Below are 17,517 nucleotides of genomic sequence, written 5' to 3' on the forward strand. Positions count from 1 at the left end.
AGGAGCCCTACAGTGATCGACACATTCAATCGAACCGGCCCGCTTATGGAAGCCTCAAGTTACCCAACCTGGGCGCAGCAATTGATCCAGGACTGTAGCGAGAGCAAGCGCCGAGTTGTCGAACACGAACTGTACCAGCGCATGCGTGATAACACGCTCAGCGCCAAAACCATGCGCCACTACCTGATCGGTGGCTGGCCAGTGGTGGAGCAGTTTGCCTTGTACATGGCACAGAACCTCACCAAGACCAAGTTTGCCCGCCATCCTGGGGAGGATATGGCGCGTCGGTGGCTGATGCGCAATATTCGTGTGGAGCTGAACCACGCCGATTACTGGGTACATTGGGCGCGCGCGCATGGCGTTAGCCTGGAAGAGCTGCAAGCGCAAAACGTACCACCTGAATTGCACGCACTGAGTCACTGGTGCTGGCACACCAGCTCGGCCGATGCTTTGATCGTGGCGATTGCCGCGACCAACTACGCGATCGAGGGGGCGACTGGGGAGTGGTCTGCCGTGGTGTGTTCGACCGGTGTGTACGCGGCAGCCTTCCCTGAAGAAGACCGCAAGCGCGCGATGAAGTGGTTGAAGATGCACGCCCAGTACGACGACGCACATCCTTGGGAAGCCCTGGAAATCATCTGCACCCTGGCCGGGATGAACCCGAGCAAAGCGCTGCAGGTAGAGCTGCGCCAGGCCGTGTGCAAGAGCTATGACTACATGTACCTGTTTTTGGAAAGCTGCATGCAGTTGGAAAATGAAAAAGCAAAGGCGTCAGCTGCCGTTCGCGAACGCCCGGTTCGCGTCGCCAGCGAGGCGTGATGTAAGCGTGATGGCGGGGTGATTACCCCGCCATTGCCAAGCGGTTGCGACCTTCGCGCTTTGCCACATACAAGGCGTTGTCGGCCCGGCGCAACAGGCTTTCGGCAGACTCGGCAGCCAGCAAGGTCGAGCAGCCCAGGCTCACCGTCAGCTCGATCCGCTTGCCATCGGCCCAATAATCCTGAACCTGCGCAGCCCGGCGCAGGCGTTCGCCGACCATGCCAGCCGCGTCCCGGCCGGTGTTCGACAGCAAAATCAGAAACTCTTCCCCGCCAAATCGAAACACCATGTCTACGTTGCGCAACTGGCTTTTGATCGAACCGGCCACGGCGCGCAGTACGATATCGCCCGCTGCATGGCCGTGGGTGTCGTTGATTTTCTTGAAGTGATCGATGTCCAGCATCAACAAGGACAGCGGGCTCAGGTGTCGCCGGGCCATGTCGATTTCCCTTTGCAGGGTCTGGTCCATCGCAATGCGATTACCGGTTTCGGTCAATGGGTCACGCAGGGCGCTGCGGGTGGCTGCGCGATAGAGCAGGGCGTTGCGCATCGGGTAAAGCAAGGTTGAAAGCAGGGACTCCAGTTGGCCCAGCTCATCTTCCATCAAGCGTTGGTTGCGACGGAATATCAGCTCGCCCAAGTGTTCGCCTTCATGGCTCAAGGTATAGCTCACCGAGTGGTGGCCGCGGTGGCCGAACTCGAGGCGCAAGTCGCTGGCTTCATGGTGATATTGCAGAGCGTCCAGAGGGACCAGGCGCTGAACTTCACGAAAGAACAAGGCCAGGATACGCTGCGGCTCCAGGCTGGTTTGCAATTGCTGGCTCAGTTGCTGATGAAGCTGGGCAAGGGTGGCTGGACGGCGTGGAAGGAGAGCTGGCTGACCAAACCCCAGGCGTTGCAATTTGGCACTGTCGAAGTCAATTGCGTTGGTCTGGGTAGGTGATTTCATAAGCTGACGGCCTCTAAGCACATAACTGTCCTACAGGCTGCACGAGAGTGGCAAATGCCAAGCGTCTTACTGTTCCTTCAGTTCCGTAAAACATTGGAAACAGTTTAAACCGCTTTACCATGGGTTATAACCCCTGGACCGTGCCACACGTCTTGTCATCGCTTTACCTGCTTCAATGGTAATAGAGCGAGATTCATGCCACTTTGCTCAACTCAATAAAAACGCCTTATAAATCAACGACCGTTTTTAAAGGCAAAATTGGTCGCTGAATAACTGCGTCAGTTATTTGGCTGCTTGAACCAACGTGGTGTGGTCAATTTGGTCAATCGACGTAACGCCAGTCAAGGTCATGGCTACGCGCATTTCCTTGGCGAAAATATCCAAGAGGTTTTCCACGCCGTGCTGGCCGGCGGCGGCCAAGGCATACACCGTCGAGCGCCCTAGCAGGCAGCCCTTGGCACCGAGGGCGAGCATGCGCACCACGTCGAGCCCGGAGCGAATGCCTGAGTCCACGAGCACTGTCAGGTCATCGCCCACCGCCTCGGCAATCGGCGGCAACGCTTTGGCGGTAGACAACACGTCGTCGAGCTGACGGCCGCCGTGGTTGGAGACCACGATGCCATCGGCACCGAAACTTACCGCGTCCTTGGCGTCCTGTGGGTCAAGGATGCCCTTGATGATCATCGGGCCCTTCCAGAACTCGCGGATCCACTCCAGGTCTTTCCAGCTGATCGAAGGGTCGAAATTGTTCGCCAACCAGCCGATGTAATCTTCCAGGTGGGTAGGTTTGCCGAGGTACTTGGAGATATTGCCCAAGTCGTGGGGGCGGCCCATCAATCCCACATCGAATGCCCATTGTGGCTTGGTGATGGCTTGCAGCATCCGGCGTGACGCCGCGTACGGCCCGGACATGCCCGAGTGGGCATCTCGATAGCGTGCGCCTGGCGTCGGCATGTCCACGGTGAACACCAGTGTCGTCACACCGGCAGCCTGGGCCCGCTCCAGCGCGTTACGCATGAAACCGCGGTCCTTGAGCACATAGAGCTGGAACCAGATCGACTGCGGGCTTTGCGACGCCACTTCTTCTATCGGGCACACCGACACGGTCGACAGGCAGAACGGTATGCCCTTGTTGGCCGCGGCCTTGGCGGCCTGCACTTCGCCACGACGCGCATACATGCCGGTCAGGCCAACCGGGCTGAGGATAATCGGCATGTCCTGTTCCTTGCCGAACAACGTGGTCTTGAGGCTCAGGTTGTCGACATTGCGCAGGATGCGCTGGCGCAGGCTGATCTCGGCCAGGTCCGAACCGTTGGCGCGCATCGTGTGCTCGGCGTAAGCGCCGCCGTCGATATAGTCGAACAGGAAGCGCGGCAGCTTGCGTTTGGCGGCTGCGCGGTAGTCGGAGGCGGACGAGATGATCATGAACGGGTTCTCCACAGAGCTTGGTCACCCCACCATAAGCAAAAAGCTGGCATGATAAAAACAACTTTTATCACTAGCATCCAGTCGCTAAAGGAATACCAATGAACCTGCGAACATTGCGTGCCTTTGTTGAAGTGGTGCGCCAGGGCGGTTTCTCCCAGGCGGCTGACGTGGTGGCATTGACTCAATCCACTGTGAGCAAGGCGGTCAAGACGCTGGAGGATGAATTGGGCACGCCGCTGCTTAACCGCCTGGGTCACAAGAATGAACTGACAGCCGCCGGGGAAATTGCTTACCGCCGCGCCTTGGTGTTGCTCGCCGAGCAAAACGACCTGGTGGCAGAGATCAATGATTTGCGTGGTCTCAAGCGCGGTGTACTGCGCATAGGCTTGCCGCCGGTAGGCTGCGGCGTACTGTTTGCGGCGATGTTCGCGGCCTACCGCACGCGCTACCCCGACATCGAAATCGAACTCACCGAGTACGGCAGCAAAAGGCTGCGCGAATGCCTGGAAGCCGGGGAGGTCGACCTCGCAGCCCTGCTGCTGCCAGCGGATGAAGGGTTCGACTACCAGCCCGTGCGCAATGAACCGCTGATGGCTGTGTTACCCATGAGCCACCCACTGGCCCGACGCAAACGCATCGACTTCACTGACCTCGCCGACTCCCCGTTCATCTTGTTCGAAGCCGGCTTCGCGCTGAACGCCAAGATCCTCGCCGCCTGTGAGCGCAAGGGCGTCACGCCGCGAGTAACGGCGCGTAGCGGGCAAATCGACTTTATCGTCGACCTGGTTTCCGCCGGATTGGGCGTCGCCTTTTTGCCGCGCATGCTCGCGCTCAAACATCAGCACGCCGGCATTGCCTTGATCCCCCTGGACGAGCCGCACACCGATTGGCACATCGCCCTGGCTTGGCGTGCCAGTGCCCACCTGCCACCCGCAGCCCGCGCATGGCTGGACCTGGCCAAAGAAATGGCCAGCCCTGTGCAGTGAAGGACACCTTCTGTGCGGGTTTTCGGCTGAATTACATCGTAATGCTTGACTTCTTCTTTTTAATCAGTAACATACGGCGCATTCCGCGATAGCTCAGTTGGTAGAGCAAATGACTGTTAATCATTGGGTCCCTGGTTCGAGTCCAGGTCGTGGAGCCAGATAGAGAAAAGCCTGCAGAGATGCAGGCTTTTTTTTGCGTTGGATTTGGCCGAAGGCAGCGACCCCATCCCCTATACAACCCCCATCCCAAAGTCATAAGATGAGAAGCATTATCATTTGATGCGGATCTGACATGCACGACGACAGCATCGCCTCGCCCGTCGCCAACCTGTATGCGAATCACCATGGCTGGCTTCGGGGCTGGCTGAATCGGCGGTTGGGGCACAGTGCCGATGCCGAAGACCTCGCACACGACACCTTTATCCGGGTATTGCGCTCCAAGGAGGATGTGCGCGAGCTGCGCCAGCCCATGGCGTTTCTCGCCACCATCGCCAATGGCTTGCTGATCAATCGCTGGCGTCGCCAGGCGATCGAGCGGGCGTACCTGGAAGCGCTGGCAGCGCGACCGGTGGCCGAGGAACCCTCGCCGGAAGAGCGCCACCTGATGATCGAGACCTTGTTGCAGTTGGACTCGCTGCTGGTCGGGCTGTCGGCACGGGTGCGGCAGATTTTCTTTTTGTCCCAGCTCGATGGCTTGACCTATCCGCAGATCGCCGCGCAGTTGAGCCTGACGGTGGCTCAGGTGCAGCGCGCCATGGGCAAGGCTTTCAGTGTTTGCTATGCGAGTCGGTTCGAATGAGTGGCACCGCTGTCGACCCGCGCGTGCGCGGCAGTGCCATCGATTGGCTGGTGCGAATGCAGTCCGGGTTGATGAGTGCCGGCGACCATCAAGCCTTGCAGCGGTGGCGCCAGGCAAGTGCCGAGCATGAGTACGCGTGGCAGCGGGTCAGTAGCTTGCCGCTGTTGCTGCAACCGGGCGCCAACCTGTTGGCCGATGCCACGGCGCGCCGGGCGTTGCAGTCGGCCGGGGCGGATCCGCAGCGTCGTCGCCAGGTGCTCAAGTGCCTGCTGGCGTTGGGGCTGCTTGGTGGAATGTCCTGGCAAGCGGCGGATTCCACATTGGTGCGTTCGGCGTTGGCGAGTTATCGCACTCGCGTTGGCGAGCGCCGCCAGTGGGCCTTGGCGGGCGGTTATTCGCTGTGGCTGAACACCGCCAGTGCGGTGAACCTGGACTTGAGTGCAGGGCAGCGCAGCGTGCAGTTGGTCGAGGGCGAACTGGCCCTGGATACGCCGGCGGGTTCTGCGTCGCTGGAATGGCTGACCCCAAACGCGGTGCTCTATAGCCATGGCGCCAATCTGCTGGTGCGCCATGATCGCCAAGGCACACAGGTGACGGTCTTGCGCGGTCTGGCGCAGGTGAGCACGCGGCTTCAGCCAACACCTGTACCGTTGCAGGCTGGCTGGCAACTACAGGTTGATGAGCGCGGAGCGGGGCGCCCGACCGCTATCGATGTGTTGCTGGCCCAAGCCTGGATGCGCGGCATCCTGCCCGCCGAGCGCATGCGCCTCGATCAATTGCTGGCTGAGCTTTCGCGTTATCGCCCAGGTTTTCTGCGTTGCAGCGAAGCGGTGGCGGGCCTGCGTATCACCGGCAGTTTTCAGCTGGACGATACCGATGCGGCGTTGGCGCTGGTCGCCAATACCTTGCCGGTGCGTATCGAACGAAGAACGCGTTATTGGGTGACAGTGGTACCCGCGTGAAATTTTTTTTCCGCAACGCGATAGTTTTTTCGATCTGGCTTGGCCTTTAGGTATTACCCACCGGCACAGGTGGGTGTCGACCCTTAGGAGCCTTGCATGATTTCCCCCGCTCGTGTCTTGCGTACCCATACATTCAGCTTGCTGTTTCTCAGTCTCCAGCCGCTCTACGGCGAGCTGGTTTTTGCGGCCGGCGAGCGTGCCTATAGCATCAGTGCTGGCCCGCTGGACAAAGTGCTGTCGCGCTTTGGTGCCGAAGCCGGGATCAGCATGGCGGGCAGTTCGCTGCTCACCGCCGGCAAGACCAGTCAGGGTTTGCAGGGCGATTTTAATACTGAGTCGGGCCTGACCCAGTTGCTCTCTGGCACGGGCCTCGGTTATCAGCGCCAGGCAGACGGAGGCTATGTCTTGCGCCCGCACCAACAGGCCATTTCCCTACCGACGCAAAAGGTGATTGGCGAAAACCTCGATGAGGTGGAGGTCTACCGGGCGCCGCGCTCTTCGGTGTATATCTCCGGCGAAGACATGCAGCGCTTCGGCGTGGTCTCGGTGGGTGATGTGCTCAAGGGCCAGCCTGGCGTGCAGGTCGGCGACAGCCGCAATGGCGGCGGCTTGGATGTGAATATCCGTGGCATCCAGGGCCAGAGCCGGGTGGCGGTCACTGTGGACGGCTCACAGCAGGCACTGGATGTATATCGCGGTTACGCCGGCACCCAGCAGCGCAGTTACATCGACCCGGACCTGATCAGCGACATCACGATCGACAAGGGCCCCAGCCTGACCTCCAGCGCCATCGGCGGCACGGTGAGGATGCGCACCCTCACGGTCGACGACATCCTCAAGGACGGCCAGAACATCGGCCTGCGCCTCAAGGGCGACCTGTGGAACAACGGCGTCGCTCCAGCCTCCCGAGACCCGCATTCCAAGGCCGAAGACCTGTACTCGGAACCGCACCAGAGCCGCGGTGGGCTGTTCGGCTCAGAGGCACAGGCCGGCAGCGTTGCGTTTGCCTATACCCATGAGTTTTTCGACGTCGTGGCGGCTTACGCCAAGCGCAACCAGGGCAACTATTTCGCCGGCAAAAAGGGCCAGGACCGCTACCGTACCTACGACCGTTGGGGTGATGAAGAAACCAGTGTGGCAACCACCTACAACGCCGGCGAAGAAGTGCTGAACTCTTCGTCGAGGACCGACTCGTTCCTGCTCAAGACTACCCTGCGTCCGGCGGACGGGCATACGTTCGACTTGGGTTATCGCCGCTACGACGGGCGTATCGGCGAGATCATGCCCTCGGATATCTTCCGCTTCGGCACCGGCGGCATCTATCAGTCCCCCCTGGGTCATACCAAGATCGATACCTACACCGCGCGTTACAACTACCTGCCTTCGGGCAATCCGCTGGTAGACCTGACCGCCGACCTGTGGCTGACCGATGCGCAAACCAGCCAACTCACTTCGGTACGAGCCCCGGCGTCCCAGGCGTATCGCTCGGACCGGGCCTGGAGTCGCCAGGCTAACCAACGCATTGGCGGCGGCCTGGCCAATACCTCGCGCTGGGAAACCGGCTACGGCGACTTGAAGTTGGACCTCGGCGGCTCGTTCCAGCTTGAGGAGCTGCGCCCGCAAAAAGGCGTGGTCACCCACCAGGACGATATCAACGCCAACCGCATGCTGCGCGAAGGGTCGCGGCAAGAATTCAGTTTCAATGGCAAGCTGGAGTACAAACCAGTGGACAGCCTCACGTTATGGGGCGGCGGGCGTTACACCCACTATCGCAGCAAGGACCACATCGCCAATGCCACGGGGCTGCGTGAGGATCGCGCCCTGCGCTACCTGCGGGTTTACAACGGCGGCGGCTCCGGCAACATGATGTGGTTCCCGAACCAGAACGGCCAGTACACCGACGCCACCGATCCGCGCCTGAATAATGGCATCGTCTTCCAGAACACTAACTATCCCTTCGAGGGCATTCGCTACAACGACTTTGGCGCGGTCGATTCGAGGGTCTTCCCATCCGAGGTCGGCAGCGTCGTCACCGGCTATGAATATTCGGGTAAGGCGAGCAACAGTGGGGGCGCCTTCGCTCCGGCTTTTGGCGTTAATATCGAAGTGCTGCCGGACACCTTCGTCTACGCCTCCTACACCCAGGGCTTTCGTATGCCTTCGCTGTTTGAAACCAGCCAGGGTGTGTTGCAGACCATGCCCGGCAAAGGCCTGAAACCCGAGCGTTCGAGCAACTGGGAGATCGGTGCCAGCACGCTGCACAAGGGGCTGTTGTTCGATGACGACTCGGCGGCGATCAAGCTGGCCTACTTCAACAATACCATCAAGAACTACATTACCCGTTACTACGACCCGAGCCCGGGCCTGTGGGGCTTGATGCGCTTCAGCAACACCGACAGTTACAAGACCAGCGGCCTGGAGTTGCAGACCCGTTACGATGCCGGCCGGGTGTTTGCCGACCTGTCGTCCACCTACTACCTGAAGACCGAAACCTGCGACGCAGCCTTCGCCGCCACACTGCGCGCCACCAGCAACCGCTATCAGCAAACGAGCGATACCCCGAACTGCACGCCGGGCAGCTTCATGGGTTCCTACACCAACACCCAAAACCCGCCGCGGTTTGCGGGCAACTTGACCACCGGCCTGCGTTTCTTCGACCAGAGCCTTACGCTCGGCACGCGCATCACTTACACCTCAGGCCCCACTGTCACCGCCGACAAGCCCTGGCAGACGGGCGCCACCACGCCGCAATTGAATTACCGCGAAGTGGCCCTGGTCGATCTGTTCCTCACCTACAGGTTGCAGGAACACGCCAGCCTCAATGTGTCGCTGCAGAACCTGACTGACCGTTACTACCTCGACCCGCTGGCGCAGAGTTTCATGCCGGCGCCGGGGCGCACGTTACGAGTGGGGGTGCAGGCGAAGTTCTAAGGGCGTAATTCTCGCGCGCCGGCGCATTGGCCGGTCGCGCGCGAACCGAAGCGTTAAAGCGTCTGCACGATAATCTGGCTTTTCAGGTCGTTGAGCATGCCTTCAATGGCCGGCTTCATGGCGACGAAGTCCTGCGGGCTGCACAGCACGTCCGGGTGGTTAAACGCGTAGCTGCGGGTGATCAGTACGCTGTTGCCTTCCTTGACGTAAGTGGTCTTATAGTTGAATCCGCCAGTGTTCAGGACGACGGCCTTGGGCACCGCCAGGATGTTCACTTCTTTGGGGAAATCGAAGCGCGCCTTTTCTTCGATCGTGCCGGAAGCACAGGTGAAGTTCTGAGTGCGGTCCTTTTCCGAGAGGAAGCTGAACACGTTATGGCCAATACCGCCCGCCAGGCTGCTAAGCGCGGGCACGCCCGTAGGCCCAGGCAGGTTGACCAGGTTGTTGGTACGCCCCTTGACCGTGGACTTGAAGGTGGCGGCGTTGCCTTCAAGCGCGTCGGTTTCGATTTTGCCGCTGCCGGTTTGCCCGTACAGGCTGAGGACCTTCTCGGCCAGCAGGTTACGGTCGGCAATGGGCATGGATCTGAACAGGAAACGATTGAGTTCCGTACCCCAGCCCTCCACCGTGGTCCCGTTCGTGAAGTCCGCCGCGCCGCTCGGGTCGATCTTGAAGTGCAGCGTGCCGTCTACCTTGCCCAATTGGTTTGAGGGTGTCCGAGCCAGTTCGCCGCTCTGGGTCAGCAACACGGTTTTGCCCAATTCCGAAATCAGCAAGTAACCCGCTGCGATGGGGGTAGCGGTTGAGTCCAGATAAAGGTCGAGGGTGGGGATGTAAGTGATTGCATGGTTCAGCACACCCAGCGTCGGCACCTTGGGCAGTACATAGGCGTCACCCAGGTTTATCAGCGCGGGCGAGCTTTCGATGGCGACCGCCTTGAGCAGCGCTTCGAGCAGGGCAACATGGTCCTTGCAGTCGCCATAACGGTTATCCAGCACGGCCTGCGCCGAATGCGGCACCACGCCGCCATTGCCGACGTACACCGCGACGTAACGAATGTTCTTGCGCACCCAGTCACTCAATACCAACGCTTTGCTGCGCGGCGTGTCCAGGTTGGCGGTGAGTTTATTGGCCAGTTCGGTGATGGCCGGTGTCACCTCTACCTGCGCCCTGGCGGCATACGCCTGGGCAAACTGTTTGTAGTCGGTGAACGTCGACACGGCCAGGCGTTGCCCGTAATCGGTATAGGCGACGGAGCCGACTTCAACGCGATTTTTCTCGGTGGGCTCAAGGTCCCAACGGTAGACTTTCCGGCCATTGGCAACGGTGGCTTCAGCGGCCTGGAACCCTCTCACGTCAGCGAACAAGGGCATGTCGGCCGGCATGTCGTAGGAGAGGTGGATCTGTTGGTTCTCGTAGAAATTCGGTGCATACAGGTCTTCAAACTGCCCGGGAAACAGCGGGGTGGTGCGATGGCGCTGGTAGTGCAGCACCATGCGGTCACCTACGGCTAAGTCCGGGAAGATCACCACCTTGACGCGTGAGTCCTGAAATATCGGCGCTTCGGCTGAGGCCTGTTCCTGCTGTTCCTTGATCTGGTCGGCGGCGACCGGCACTTTACGGCCATCGGCTTTTTGGGTGTAGGCGTCCACGATGTCCACGGTTTCCAACGTGCGGTTGAAACTCACCGAGTGCTGCGCGTTGGGCTTGATCGCGCGCTCCTCGTTGATGCGCGAGACCCGCTCGAAGTCGAGCACGAAACTGCCGTCGGCATTCACCACGTAGGATTGGCTATTTTTTTCGACAGTCAGGGAGCGGTCGATGTAATCGGCACTTGCCGGCACGCTGAACAGCCCGCCGATGACCACTGCCAGCGCACCGAACAGGCGCGTCGGGAAGAGAGTAGCGCTTTGCATAAAGATCCTTCTAAACGATGACGCACACCGTCTGGAGGAGGGCGCGCGTTCCTTGATAAACCGCTAAATGCGAAACGTTACTATATAGAGCTGGCAATGAGGCTGCTCATTTTTGTTGCTTAAACACGTGTAGGAAGGCTCTGGACGTTTGCCGCTGCACGCGCATTTCCTGGCTGTTTCAAGAGGACTGCAAGGCGCATGAGTTTGGGGGAGGCAGGGCACGTTTGTGCCGACGATATGCTGGCCAAGCCTGGGGCGCGGTTGTTTCAGGCCTGCAAGTGTATCGTCGAGCACGAGCTGGCTGGCGGCACGCTCACGGAAGTGTCGGAACCGTTTGGCGGGGGCGCTCGCGTCCGTTTACGTTGCTATATCCCCATGGCCGATATGTTCCGCAACGGGGGCGAGCGTTGACGCGGCAATGTCCCATGTCAGCAGGAGTTGGCTGATCGCCGCGTCGATCACCTTATGCGGCACATTATCGCGCGCCAGGATCGAAACGCCTTGCAGGAAGCTGTCAAACACCGTCGCCATCACCGGTGCTTCAAGCGTGTCCGGGAGTTGCCCGGCGCGGATTCCGCGCTCAACACACGCCACGATGCCCGCCCGCGTTCGTGCGCGCGATTGCGTCAAGGCATCCGCCACCCGCGCATTTTCAGGGCTGGGTGCGCTCATCACGCCGAGCGCCACCATGCAGCCCTTGGGGTGCCCGTCCTCACACTGCATGCGTGCCGACTGGCGCAGCGCGGTTTCGATGGCCTGGCGTGGAGCCAGGTTTTCGTCCCACAGGCATTCGGTGACCTGGGCGTAGGTCGCGAGGTAGCGCTGCACGCATTCATCGAACAGTGCCTCTTTGGAGCCGAACGCCGCGTAAAAACTCGGCGCGGAGATACCGCCGCCCATGCCGGCCTTGAGCTGGGCGAGTGAGGTGGCGTCGTAGCCGTGCTCCCAGAACAAGTGCAGGGCCTGCTCCACGGCCTGGTCACGGTCAAAATTACGCGGGCGGCCCATCTGTGCCATTTCAAGAGTCCTCTGGATTACGAGATAAATACTAGTCGATACATAAGTCGTTGACAATGCATCACGCCTACCTGCAACATTTGTATCGATCAGTATTTAAGTGGCTCAAAAGGAGTTTCCCGTGACCCCCTCACTCAGCTTATCCGCGTCGTCCGAGCGCCTGCCCATTGGCGCCTTGCTCGCCCTGGCCATGACGGGCTTTATCTGCATCGTCACTGAAACCCTGCCCGCCGGCCTGCTGCCGTTGATCAGCGAAGGCCTGTCGATTTCCCCTTCGGCAGCCGGGCAGATGGTCACCGCCTACGCATTGGGCTCCGTGCTGGCGGTGATCCCCATGACGATTGCCACCCGGGGCTGGCGTCGGCGTAATGTGTTGTTGCTGACCATTGTCGGCTTCCTGCTGTTCAACTCCATCACTGCGCTGTCGTCCCACTATGGCGTCATCCTGGTGGCGCGTTTCTTCGCCGGTGTGGCGGCGGGCTTGGCCTGGAGCCTGCTGGCGGGTTATGCCCGGCGTATGGTCGCGCCGGAGCAACAGGGCAGGGCGCTCGCATTGGCCATGGTCGGCACACCGATTGCGCTGTCGTTGGGCGTACCGCTCGGCACGTGGCTGGGGGGCCTGGTGGGCTGGCGCACCACGTTCAGCCTCATGTCGGCGCTAACCTTGGTGCTGATTGTGTGGGTGCTGGCGAAAGTCCCGGACTATCCGCCGCAGGCGGCGCATCAGCGTTTGTCGCTGGGTAAAGTGCTGACCACGCCCGGCGTGCGGCCGGTGCTGGCGGTAGTGATCAGTTGGATGCTGGCGCACAACATTCTGTACACCTACATCGCTCCGTTCGTGGCGCCTGCGGGATTGGCCGATCGGGTCGATCTGGTGCTGCTGGTATTTGGCATCGCTGCGTTGGTGGGGATTTGGCTGACGGCAAAATTGGTCGAGCCGCTATTGCGCAAGACCGTACTGGTGAGCCTGGCGACATTCGCGCTGGTGTCTGTGGTGTTCGGTGTGTCGGGCAGCGTGCCTTGGGTGATTTACCTCGGCGTGGCTGTGTGGGGCTTGAGCTTCGGCGGTGCTGCCACGCTGCTGCAAACCGCGCTGGCGGATGCCGCCGGGGATGGCGCGGATGTGGCGCTGTCGCTGAATGTGGTGGCGTGGAACAGTGCGATTGCCGGCAGCGGCATAGTGGGAGGGGTGTTACTTGATACGTGGGGTGTCGCAGCTTTTCCATGGGCCATGGTGGTACTGATTGCGCTGTCGTTTGCGATTGCCTGGTGGTCCAGTGAACATGGTTTCAAACCGGGAGCTCGTGGTACCGGCAAGCCAGTGGTGGAAGGCCATTGATACGGTTGCTGAGCACAGCTCATCAATAACCTGCCAAAAACTCGGTAAACTTCCGGGCAGACGTCACCACCGCCCAGGACACTGACATGCAGATCAGCCGCGCCAACCTTGCCGACTTCGTGCTCTTCCTGGCCATTGCCCGGCATCAAAGTTTCAGTCGTGCCGGCCTGGAGGTGGGGATCAGTGCATCCGCGCTGAGCCATGCCATCAAGGGGCTGGAAGCCCGCCTCGGTGTTCGCTTGTTGAACCGTACCACGCGCAGCGTGACGTTGACGGCTGCGGGTGAGGAGCTTCACAGCGTCATCAGTCAGCCTATGGATGACATCGGCCAAGCGGTGGAAGCGCTCAATCGTTATCGCGACGAGCCCACCGGGCGCATCCGCCTGAACCTGCTCAGCGATGCCGCTGACTTGCTGCTCGGTCCGGTGTTGCCGGTGTTCAACGAGCGTTATCCCGACATCCAGGTCGACCTTACCGTCACCAACCTGCTCGTCGACGTGATTGGCGCAGGGCATGACGCGGGTATCCGCTACGGCGGTACGGTGCCGGAAGATATGATCGCCCAGCGGTTGTCTGCAGATATTCGCTGGGTGGTGGCGGGTTCTGCCGAGTATTTGCAGCAGTTTGGTGTGCCGCAGCATCCCAATGACCTGCTCAACCATCGCTGCCTGCGTATTCGCCTGGGCAATGGCTGCATGTACGACTGGGAGTTCGAGAAAGGCACCGAGCAATTGGCCGTTGCGGTGCCCGGCCCGATCACCCTGGATGAAACGCGTGTCGGCCTGTCGCTGGTTCGCCACGGAGCAGGGCTGATGTATGCGCCCGAACCGGCGATGGCGCCTCTGGTGGCGCGTGGTGAGGTGGTTCGGGTGCTGGATGATTGGTCCAGCGTAGCGCCCGGGTTTTATATGTATTACTCCAGCCACCGGCAATTGCCGATGGGCTTGCGACTGCTGATCGAGCTGATCCGAGAAATGCAGCCGCTGGGCGCGTAAATCAGCACAGGGTGCCCCACCTCTACAGTAATTGCTGAGCAGCACTCATCAGTACATCCCGATTTCACCCGGTATTCATCCTTCGCTGCGTTCATTAGCGTGACGCAATGTTTTAGCGAGGAAATACTCATGAGCGTTTCATTCCAAGATCAAGTCGCGCTGGTCACTGGCGGAGCGTCCGGGATCGGCTTGGCAACAGCGAAGGCGTTTGCGCACGCCGGTGCAGCCGTCGCCATTGCCGACGTCAACGCGCAGGCTGCACGCGCCGCCGCCGAGGTGTTGGTGGGCGCGGGTTATCAAGCGATCGGTATCGGCTGCGATGTCTCGGACATTGATCAGGTGCACGCTATGGTCAAAGAGACCGTCGCCACGTTTGGCCGGCTCGACGCGGCATTTAATAACGCAGGGATCCAGAACGTGCTGGCAGAAATCGCCGATGCCAGCGTTGAGGATTACGACCGGGTAATGTCGGTCAACCTGCGCGGCGTCTGGAGTTGCATGAAATTCGAACTGGAACAGATGCGTCGACAGGGCAGCGGCACCATCGTCAACTGTTCGTCCTTGGGCGGGTTGGTGGGGGGGGCGGAGCGGGCCAACTATCATGCGGCCAAGCACGGCGTGATTGGATTGACCAAAAGTGCGGCGCTTGAATATGCCGCGAGAAACATCCGCATCAATGCGGTGTGCCCCGGCTTGATCTGGACGCCCATGGCCGACCAGATGGTCGCTGCAGGTCAAGGCGAAGCGCTGAAGGACATGGTCAAGAGCATCCCCATGGGCCGTCATGGTCGCCCCGAAGAAATCGCGGACGCCGTGCTCTGGCTCAGCAGCTCCACTGCCAGCTATGTCACAGGCCAGTCCATTTCGGTGGACGGTGGTTTTGTCATGCGTTAGGGCAGGCCTCAAACCGCAATTGCAACGCCCGCCATTGCACCACAAGGAGTACCGACCCGATGCCCCAGCCCGTCCTTTCCAAAACGGCCTCGCTACTGTTGTGCGTGCTTGGACTGTTCCTGTTGCTGGCCGGGCTGTGCCTGTTAGGCGGCGGCACCTATCTGATGGCCCTTGGTGGTTCCTGGTACTTCGCGCTCGCGGGCATCGGCCTGACGGTCAGCGGCGTGCTGTTGATGCGTCGCCTCCCGCAAGGCGCAGTGGTTTATCTGGGCGTGTTTATCGTCACCATCGTCTGGTCGTTATGGGAGGTGGGCCTGGACTTCTGGCCGCTGTTTTCACGGCTGGTAGCGCTCGCGGTCTTGGCTGTGTTGGTGCTCGTTGCCAGTGCGCCTCTGCGCAGGAATGTTCGACCTGCCGCCTACGCCGGTGCGGCGGTAGTGACACTCTGCCTGGCGGCCACTGTCTACATGGCCTTGCAGCCACAGCCGATCCAGACAGCGGAGGGCGTGTCCGTACCCGTCGCCGGAAGGGCGGTCGGTCGCGTAGAGCCGGCGACGGATTGGCGTTACTTTGGGCAAACGCCTTCGGGGACCCGGCATGCGCGGATAAACCAAATCACCCCGCAGAATGTTGCCGGGCTGCAAGTGGCCTGGACCTACAGGACCGGTGAAATTCCAACTGGCAGGCAAGGTCATGTGGTCACGCCGCTGCATGTGAATGGTGTGCTCTACGGCTGCACGCAGTCCAGCCAGTTGTTCGCCCTGGATGCCGACACCGGTCAGGAAATCTGGCATCACAACCCGCAGGTACAGGCGAACAACGTTTACCCGCGTTGCCGTGGCGTGGGGTATTACGACGCGACGCACGATGCGCCCACTCAACAGGATGAAGCCTGCACGCGCAGGGTGATTGCGACCACCGTTGACGCGCGCCTGATCGCAGTGGACGCGAAAACCGGGCAAGCGTGTGATGGCTTTGGTGAAGCAGGCAGCGTCAGCTTACGCATCGGTATGGGCAATGCTGATCAAGACCTTTATTTCCCCACCGCAGCACCGACCGTGGTGCGTGATCTGGTGGTGGTGGGTGGGCTGGTTTGGGATAATCAGAAAACCGGCGAACCCTCCGGCGTGGTTCGCGCTTTCAATGTGCGCACCGGAGCACTGGTGTGGGCTTGGGATTTGGGCAACCCGGCGATTACGCGTGAGCCACCCGAGGGCCAAACCTACACGGCGGGTACGCCGAATGTGTGGTCGACGCCAGCTTTCGATGAGGCCCTGGGCCTGATCTATCTACCGACGGGCAATGCCACACCGGACTTTTGGGGTGGTCATCGCACCGAAGCCGATGACCGCTACTCATCCTCTATTGTTGCACTGGACATTGCCACCGGCCGCGAGCGCTGGCGTTTCCAAACCGTGCACCACGACCTGTGGGATTACGATGTGCCGTCGCAGCCCTCGCTGTATGACGTGCCGGATGGCAACGGCGGAACGCTGCCGGCGTTGATCCAGACCACCAAGCGCGGACAGATCTTCATGCTCGACCGACGCACCGGCACGCCGATTGCGCAGGTGCAGGAGCAGGCTGTTCCCCAAGGGGGGATGGCTGACGACCGGACCTCGCCGACCCAGCCGTATTCGGTGGGAATGCCTTCCATCGGCACACAGCCGTTGAGTGAGAAACGTATGTGGGGGCTCACACCGCTGGACCAGTTGGTGTGCCGCATCGAGTTTCGCCAGTCGCGCTACGAGGGCGAGTTCACGCCCCCCAGCGAACGACGGACTCTGCAGTACCCGAGCTGGCTGGGCGGCATGAATTGGGGCTCCGCTTCGATCGCCGAGAACCTCGGCTACATGATCGTCAACGATACGCGGGTAGCGACCTGGAGCCGGATGATCCCGCGCGCCGTTTATGATGAAAAAGCGCTCAGCGGTGGTGGTCACGAAGGCAATGCGCCCCAGGCCGGCACGCCATGGGGCATCGAACAAGGACGCTTCCTGTCGCCCTTGGGCATCCCGTGCCAGGCCCCGCCTTACGGGACCATCAGCGCGGTGGACCTGGCCACGCGCAAAGTCGTCTGGTCGATGCCATTGGGCACCACTGAACAAACCGGGCCGCTGGGCATTGCTACCCACCTGCCCATGCCCATCGGTATGCCCACGCGCGGCGGCCCCGTGACTACCTCCAGTGGCTTGGTCTTCATGGCTGGTACTCAGGACTTTTACATTCGCGCCCTGGATGTGCTTACCGGCAACGAACTGTGGAAGGGCCGTTTGCCGGTCGGCGCAGAAGCGACCCCCATGACCTATATTTCGCCCAAGACCGGGCGCCAGTTTCTGGTCATCAGCGCGGGCGGCAATTCGGCAACCGCACGCAAAGGCGACTACGTGGTGGCCTTCGCATTACCGACGCCGATGATGAAGCATTGAGACGTCGGCACTAAGTCATTAAAGAGTGGGAAGGGGGCAGCACTAATTGGCCT

At 60.7% G+C, this 17,517-nt stretch carries 13 protein-coding genes, 1 tRNA gene and 1 pseudogene; 11 read left to right on the forward strand and 4 right to left on the reverse strand.

What is annotated here, in order from left to right:
• Positions 1-45 precede the first annotated feature (45 nt).
• Positions 46-819 (forward strand): TenA family transcriptional regulator, encoded by a 774-nt coding sequence (locus ACI77D_RS03600; RefSeq protein WP_407016148.1) that lies wholly within the window; start codon positions 46-48, stop codon positions 817-819.
• A 22-nt stretch (positions 820-841) separates the two neighbouring features.
• Here ACI77D_RS03600 and ACI77D_RS03605 read toward each other — a convergent pair whose 3' ends face one another.
• The gene (locus ACI77D_RS03605; RefSeq protein ID WP_407016060.1) at positions 842-1,768 is read right to left on the reverse strand and encodes a GGDEF domain-containing protein; all 927 of its coding nucleotides are present in this window, start codon (positions 1,766-1,768) and stop codon (positions 842-844) included.
• 282 nt (positions 1,769-2,050) lie between these two features.
• Positions 2,051-3,193 (reverse strand): FMN-dependent L-lactate dehydrogenase LldD, encoded by a 1,143-nt coding sequence (gene lldD / locus ACI77D_RS03610; RefSeq protein WP_407016061.1) that lies wholly within the window; start codon positions 3,191-3,193, stop codon positions 2,051-2,053.
• A gap of 101 nt (positions 3,194-3,294) precedes the next feature.
• Between lldD and ACI77D_RS03615 the strand changes: the two genes are divergently transcribed.
• The 5 genes from ACI77D_RS03615 to ACI77D_RS03635 all read left to right on the forward strand — a co-directional run bounded on the left by ACI77D_RS03615 (position 3,295) and on the right by ACI77D_RS03635 (position 8,874).
• The gene (locus ACI77D_RS03615; protein WP_064453350.1) at positions 3,295-4,182 is read left to right on the forward strand and encodes a LysR family transcriptional regulator; all 888 of its coding nucleotides are present in this window, start codon (positions 3,295-3,297) and stop codon (positions 4,180-4,182) included.
• Positions 4,183-4,264: 82 nt separating this feature from the next.
• Positions 4,265-4,340 (forward strand) — tRNA-Asn (locus ACI77D_RS03620).
• Positions 4,341-4,474: 134 nt separating this feature from the next.
• Positions 4,475-4,981, forward strand: a complete 507-nt coding sequence (locus ACI77D_RS03625; RefSeq protein WP_407016062.1) for a sigma-70 family RNA polymerase sigma factor — start codon at positions 4,475-4,477, stop codon at positions 4,979-4,981.
• Positions 4,978-5,943 carry a DUF4880 domain-containing protein gene (locus tag ACI77D_RS03630; RefSeq protein WP_407016063.1) on the forward strand — a complete coding sequence of 322 codons (966 nt, stop codon included), beginning with the start codon at positions 4,978-4,980 and terminating at the stop codon, positions 5,941-5,943. Before ACI77D_RS03625 ends, ACI77D_RS03630 begins: the two co-directional genes overlap by 4 nt.
• Positions 5,944-6,039: 96 nt before the next feature.
• Positions 6,040-8,874 carry a TonB-dependent receptor domain-containing protein gene (locus ACI77D_RS03635; protein WP_407016064.1) on the forward strand — a complete coding sequence of 945 codons (2,835 nt, stop codon included), beginning with the start codon at positions 6,040-6,042 and terminating at the stop codon, positions 8,872-8,874.
• A gap of 53 nt (positions 8,875-8,927) precedes the next feature.
• Here ACI77D_RS03635 and ACI77D_RS03640 read toward each other — a convergent pair whose 3' ends face one another.
• On the reverse strand, positions 8,928-10,790 hold the full coding sequence (locus ACI77D_RS03640; protein WP_407016065.1) for a DUF3857 domain-containing transglutaminase family protein: 1,863 nt from the start codon (positions 10,788-10,790) through the stop codon (positions 8,928-8,930).
• 161 nt (positions 10,791-10,951) lie between these two features.
• Here ACI77D_RS03640 and ACI77D_RS03645 point away from each other — a divergent pair.
• Positions 10,952-11,236 (forward strand): annotated as a pseudogene (locus tag ACI77D_RS03645) (hypothetical protein); the annotation flags it as partial.
• On the opposite strand, the gene ACI77D_RS03650 reads toward ACI77D_RS03645, so the two are convergent.
• Positions 11,148-11,807: a TetR/AcrR family transcriptional regulator gene (locus ACI77D_RS03650; RefSeq protein ID WP_407016066.1), complete on the reverse strand. Its 660-nt coding sequence runs from the start codon at positions 11,805-11,807 to the stop codon at positions 11,148-11,150. The pseudogene ACI77D_RS03645 and the gene ACI77D_RS03650 sit on opposite strands and share 89 nt — an antisense overlap.
• 121 nt (positions 11,808-11,928) lie before the next feature.
• Between ACI77D_RS03650 and ACI77D_RS03655 the strand changes: the two genes are divergently transcribed.
• The 4 genes from ACI77D_RS03655 (at position 11,929) to ACI77D_RS03670 (ending at position 17,464) form a co-directional block, all read left to right on the forward strand.
• On the forward strand, positions 11,929-13,146 hold the full coding sequence (locus ACI77D_RS03655; protein ID WP_407016067.1) for an MFS transporter: 1,218 nt from the start codon (positions 11,929-11,931) through the stop codon (positions 13,144-13,146).
• A gap of 86 nt (positions 13,147-13,232) precedes the next feature.
• Positions 13,233-14,141, forward strand: coding sequence for a LysR family transcriptional regulator (locus ACI77D_RS03660; protein ID WP_064453339.1), 909 nt, complete (start codon positions 13,233-13,235; stop codon positions 14,139-14,141).
• Between the two features lie 129 nt (positions 14,142-14,270).
• Positions 14,271-15,035: a glucose 1-dehydrogenase gene (locus ACI77D_RS03665; RefSeq protein ID WP_064453338.1), complete on the forward strand. Its 765-nt coding sequence runs from the start codon at positions 14,271-14,273 to the stop codon at positions 15,033-15,035.
• A 59-nt stretch (positions 15,036-15,094) separates the two neighbouring features.
• Entirely contained in the window at positions 15,095-17,464 is a 2,370-nt protein-coding gene (locus tag ACI77D_RS03670; RefSeq protein WP_407016068.1) for a membrane-bound PQQ-dependent dehydrogenase, glucose/quinate/shikimate family, read from the forward strand.
• Positions 17,465-17,517: the final 53 nt, after the last annotated feature.

It is taken from the genome of Pseudomonas sp. O39 (genome assembly GCF_045447295.1).
In the GTDB taxonomy this organism is placed as follows: Bacteria; Pseudomonadota; Gammaproteobacteria; order Pseudomonadales; family Pseudomonadaceae; genus Aquipseudomonas; species Aquipseudomonas antarctica_A.

What these genes read in the sequence shown, in the direction of transcription:
- ACI77D_RS03600 (WP_407016148.1), top strand. Translation starts at nt 46, where the DNA reads ATGGAAGCCTCAAGTTACCCAACCTGGGCGCAGCAATTGATCCAGGAC.
- ACI77D_RS03605 (WP_407016060.1), bottom strand. Translation starts at nt 1,768, where the DNA reads ATGAAATCACCTACCCAGACCAACGCAATTGACTTCGACAGTGCCAAA.
- lldD (WP_407016061.1), bottom strand. Translation starts at nt 3,193, where the DNA reads ATGATCATCTCGTCCGCCTCCGACTACCGCGCAGCCGCCAAACGCAAG.
- ACI77D_RS03615 (WP_064453350.1), top strand. Translation starts at nt 3,295, where the DNA reads ATGAACCTGCGAACATTGCGTGCCTTTGTTGAAGTGGTGCGCCAGGGC.
- ACI77D_RS03625 (WP_407016062.1), top strand. Translation starts at nt 4,475, where the DNA reads ATGCACGACGACAGCATCGCCTCGCCCGTCGCCAACCTGTATGCGAAT.
- ACI77D_RS03630 (WP_407016063.1), top strand. Translation starts at nt 4,978, where the DNA reads ATGAGTGGCACCGCTGTCGACCCGCGCGTGCGCGGCAGTGCCATCGAT.
- ACI77D_RS03635 (WP_407016064.1), top strand. Translation starts at nt 6,040, where the DNA reads ATGATTTCCCCCGCTCGTGTCTTGCGTACCCATACATTCAGCTTGCTG.
- ACI77D_RS03640 (WP_407016065.1), bottom strand. Translation starts at nt 10,790, where the DNA reads ATGCAAAGCGCTACTCTCTTCCCGACGCGCCTGTTCGGTGCGCTGGCA.
- ACI77D_RS03650 (WP_407016066.1), bottom strand. Translation starts at nt 11,807, where the DNA reads ATGGCACAGATGGGCCGCCCGCGTAATTTTGACCGTGACCAGGCCGTG.
- ACI77D_RS03660 (WP_064453339.1), top strand. Translation starts at nt 13,233, where the DNA reads ATGCAGATCAGCCGCGCCAACCTTGCCGACTTCGTGCTCTTCCTGGCC.
- ACI77D_RS03665 (WP_064453338.1), top strand. Translation starts at nt 14,271, where the DNA reads ATGAGCGTTTCATTCCAAGATCAAGTCGCGCTGGTCACTGGCGGAGCG.
- ACI77D_RS03670 (WP_407016068.1), top strand. Translation starts at nt 15,095, where the DNA reads ATGCCCCAGCCCGTCCTTTCCAAAACGGCCTCGCTACTGTTGTGCGTG.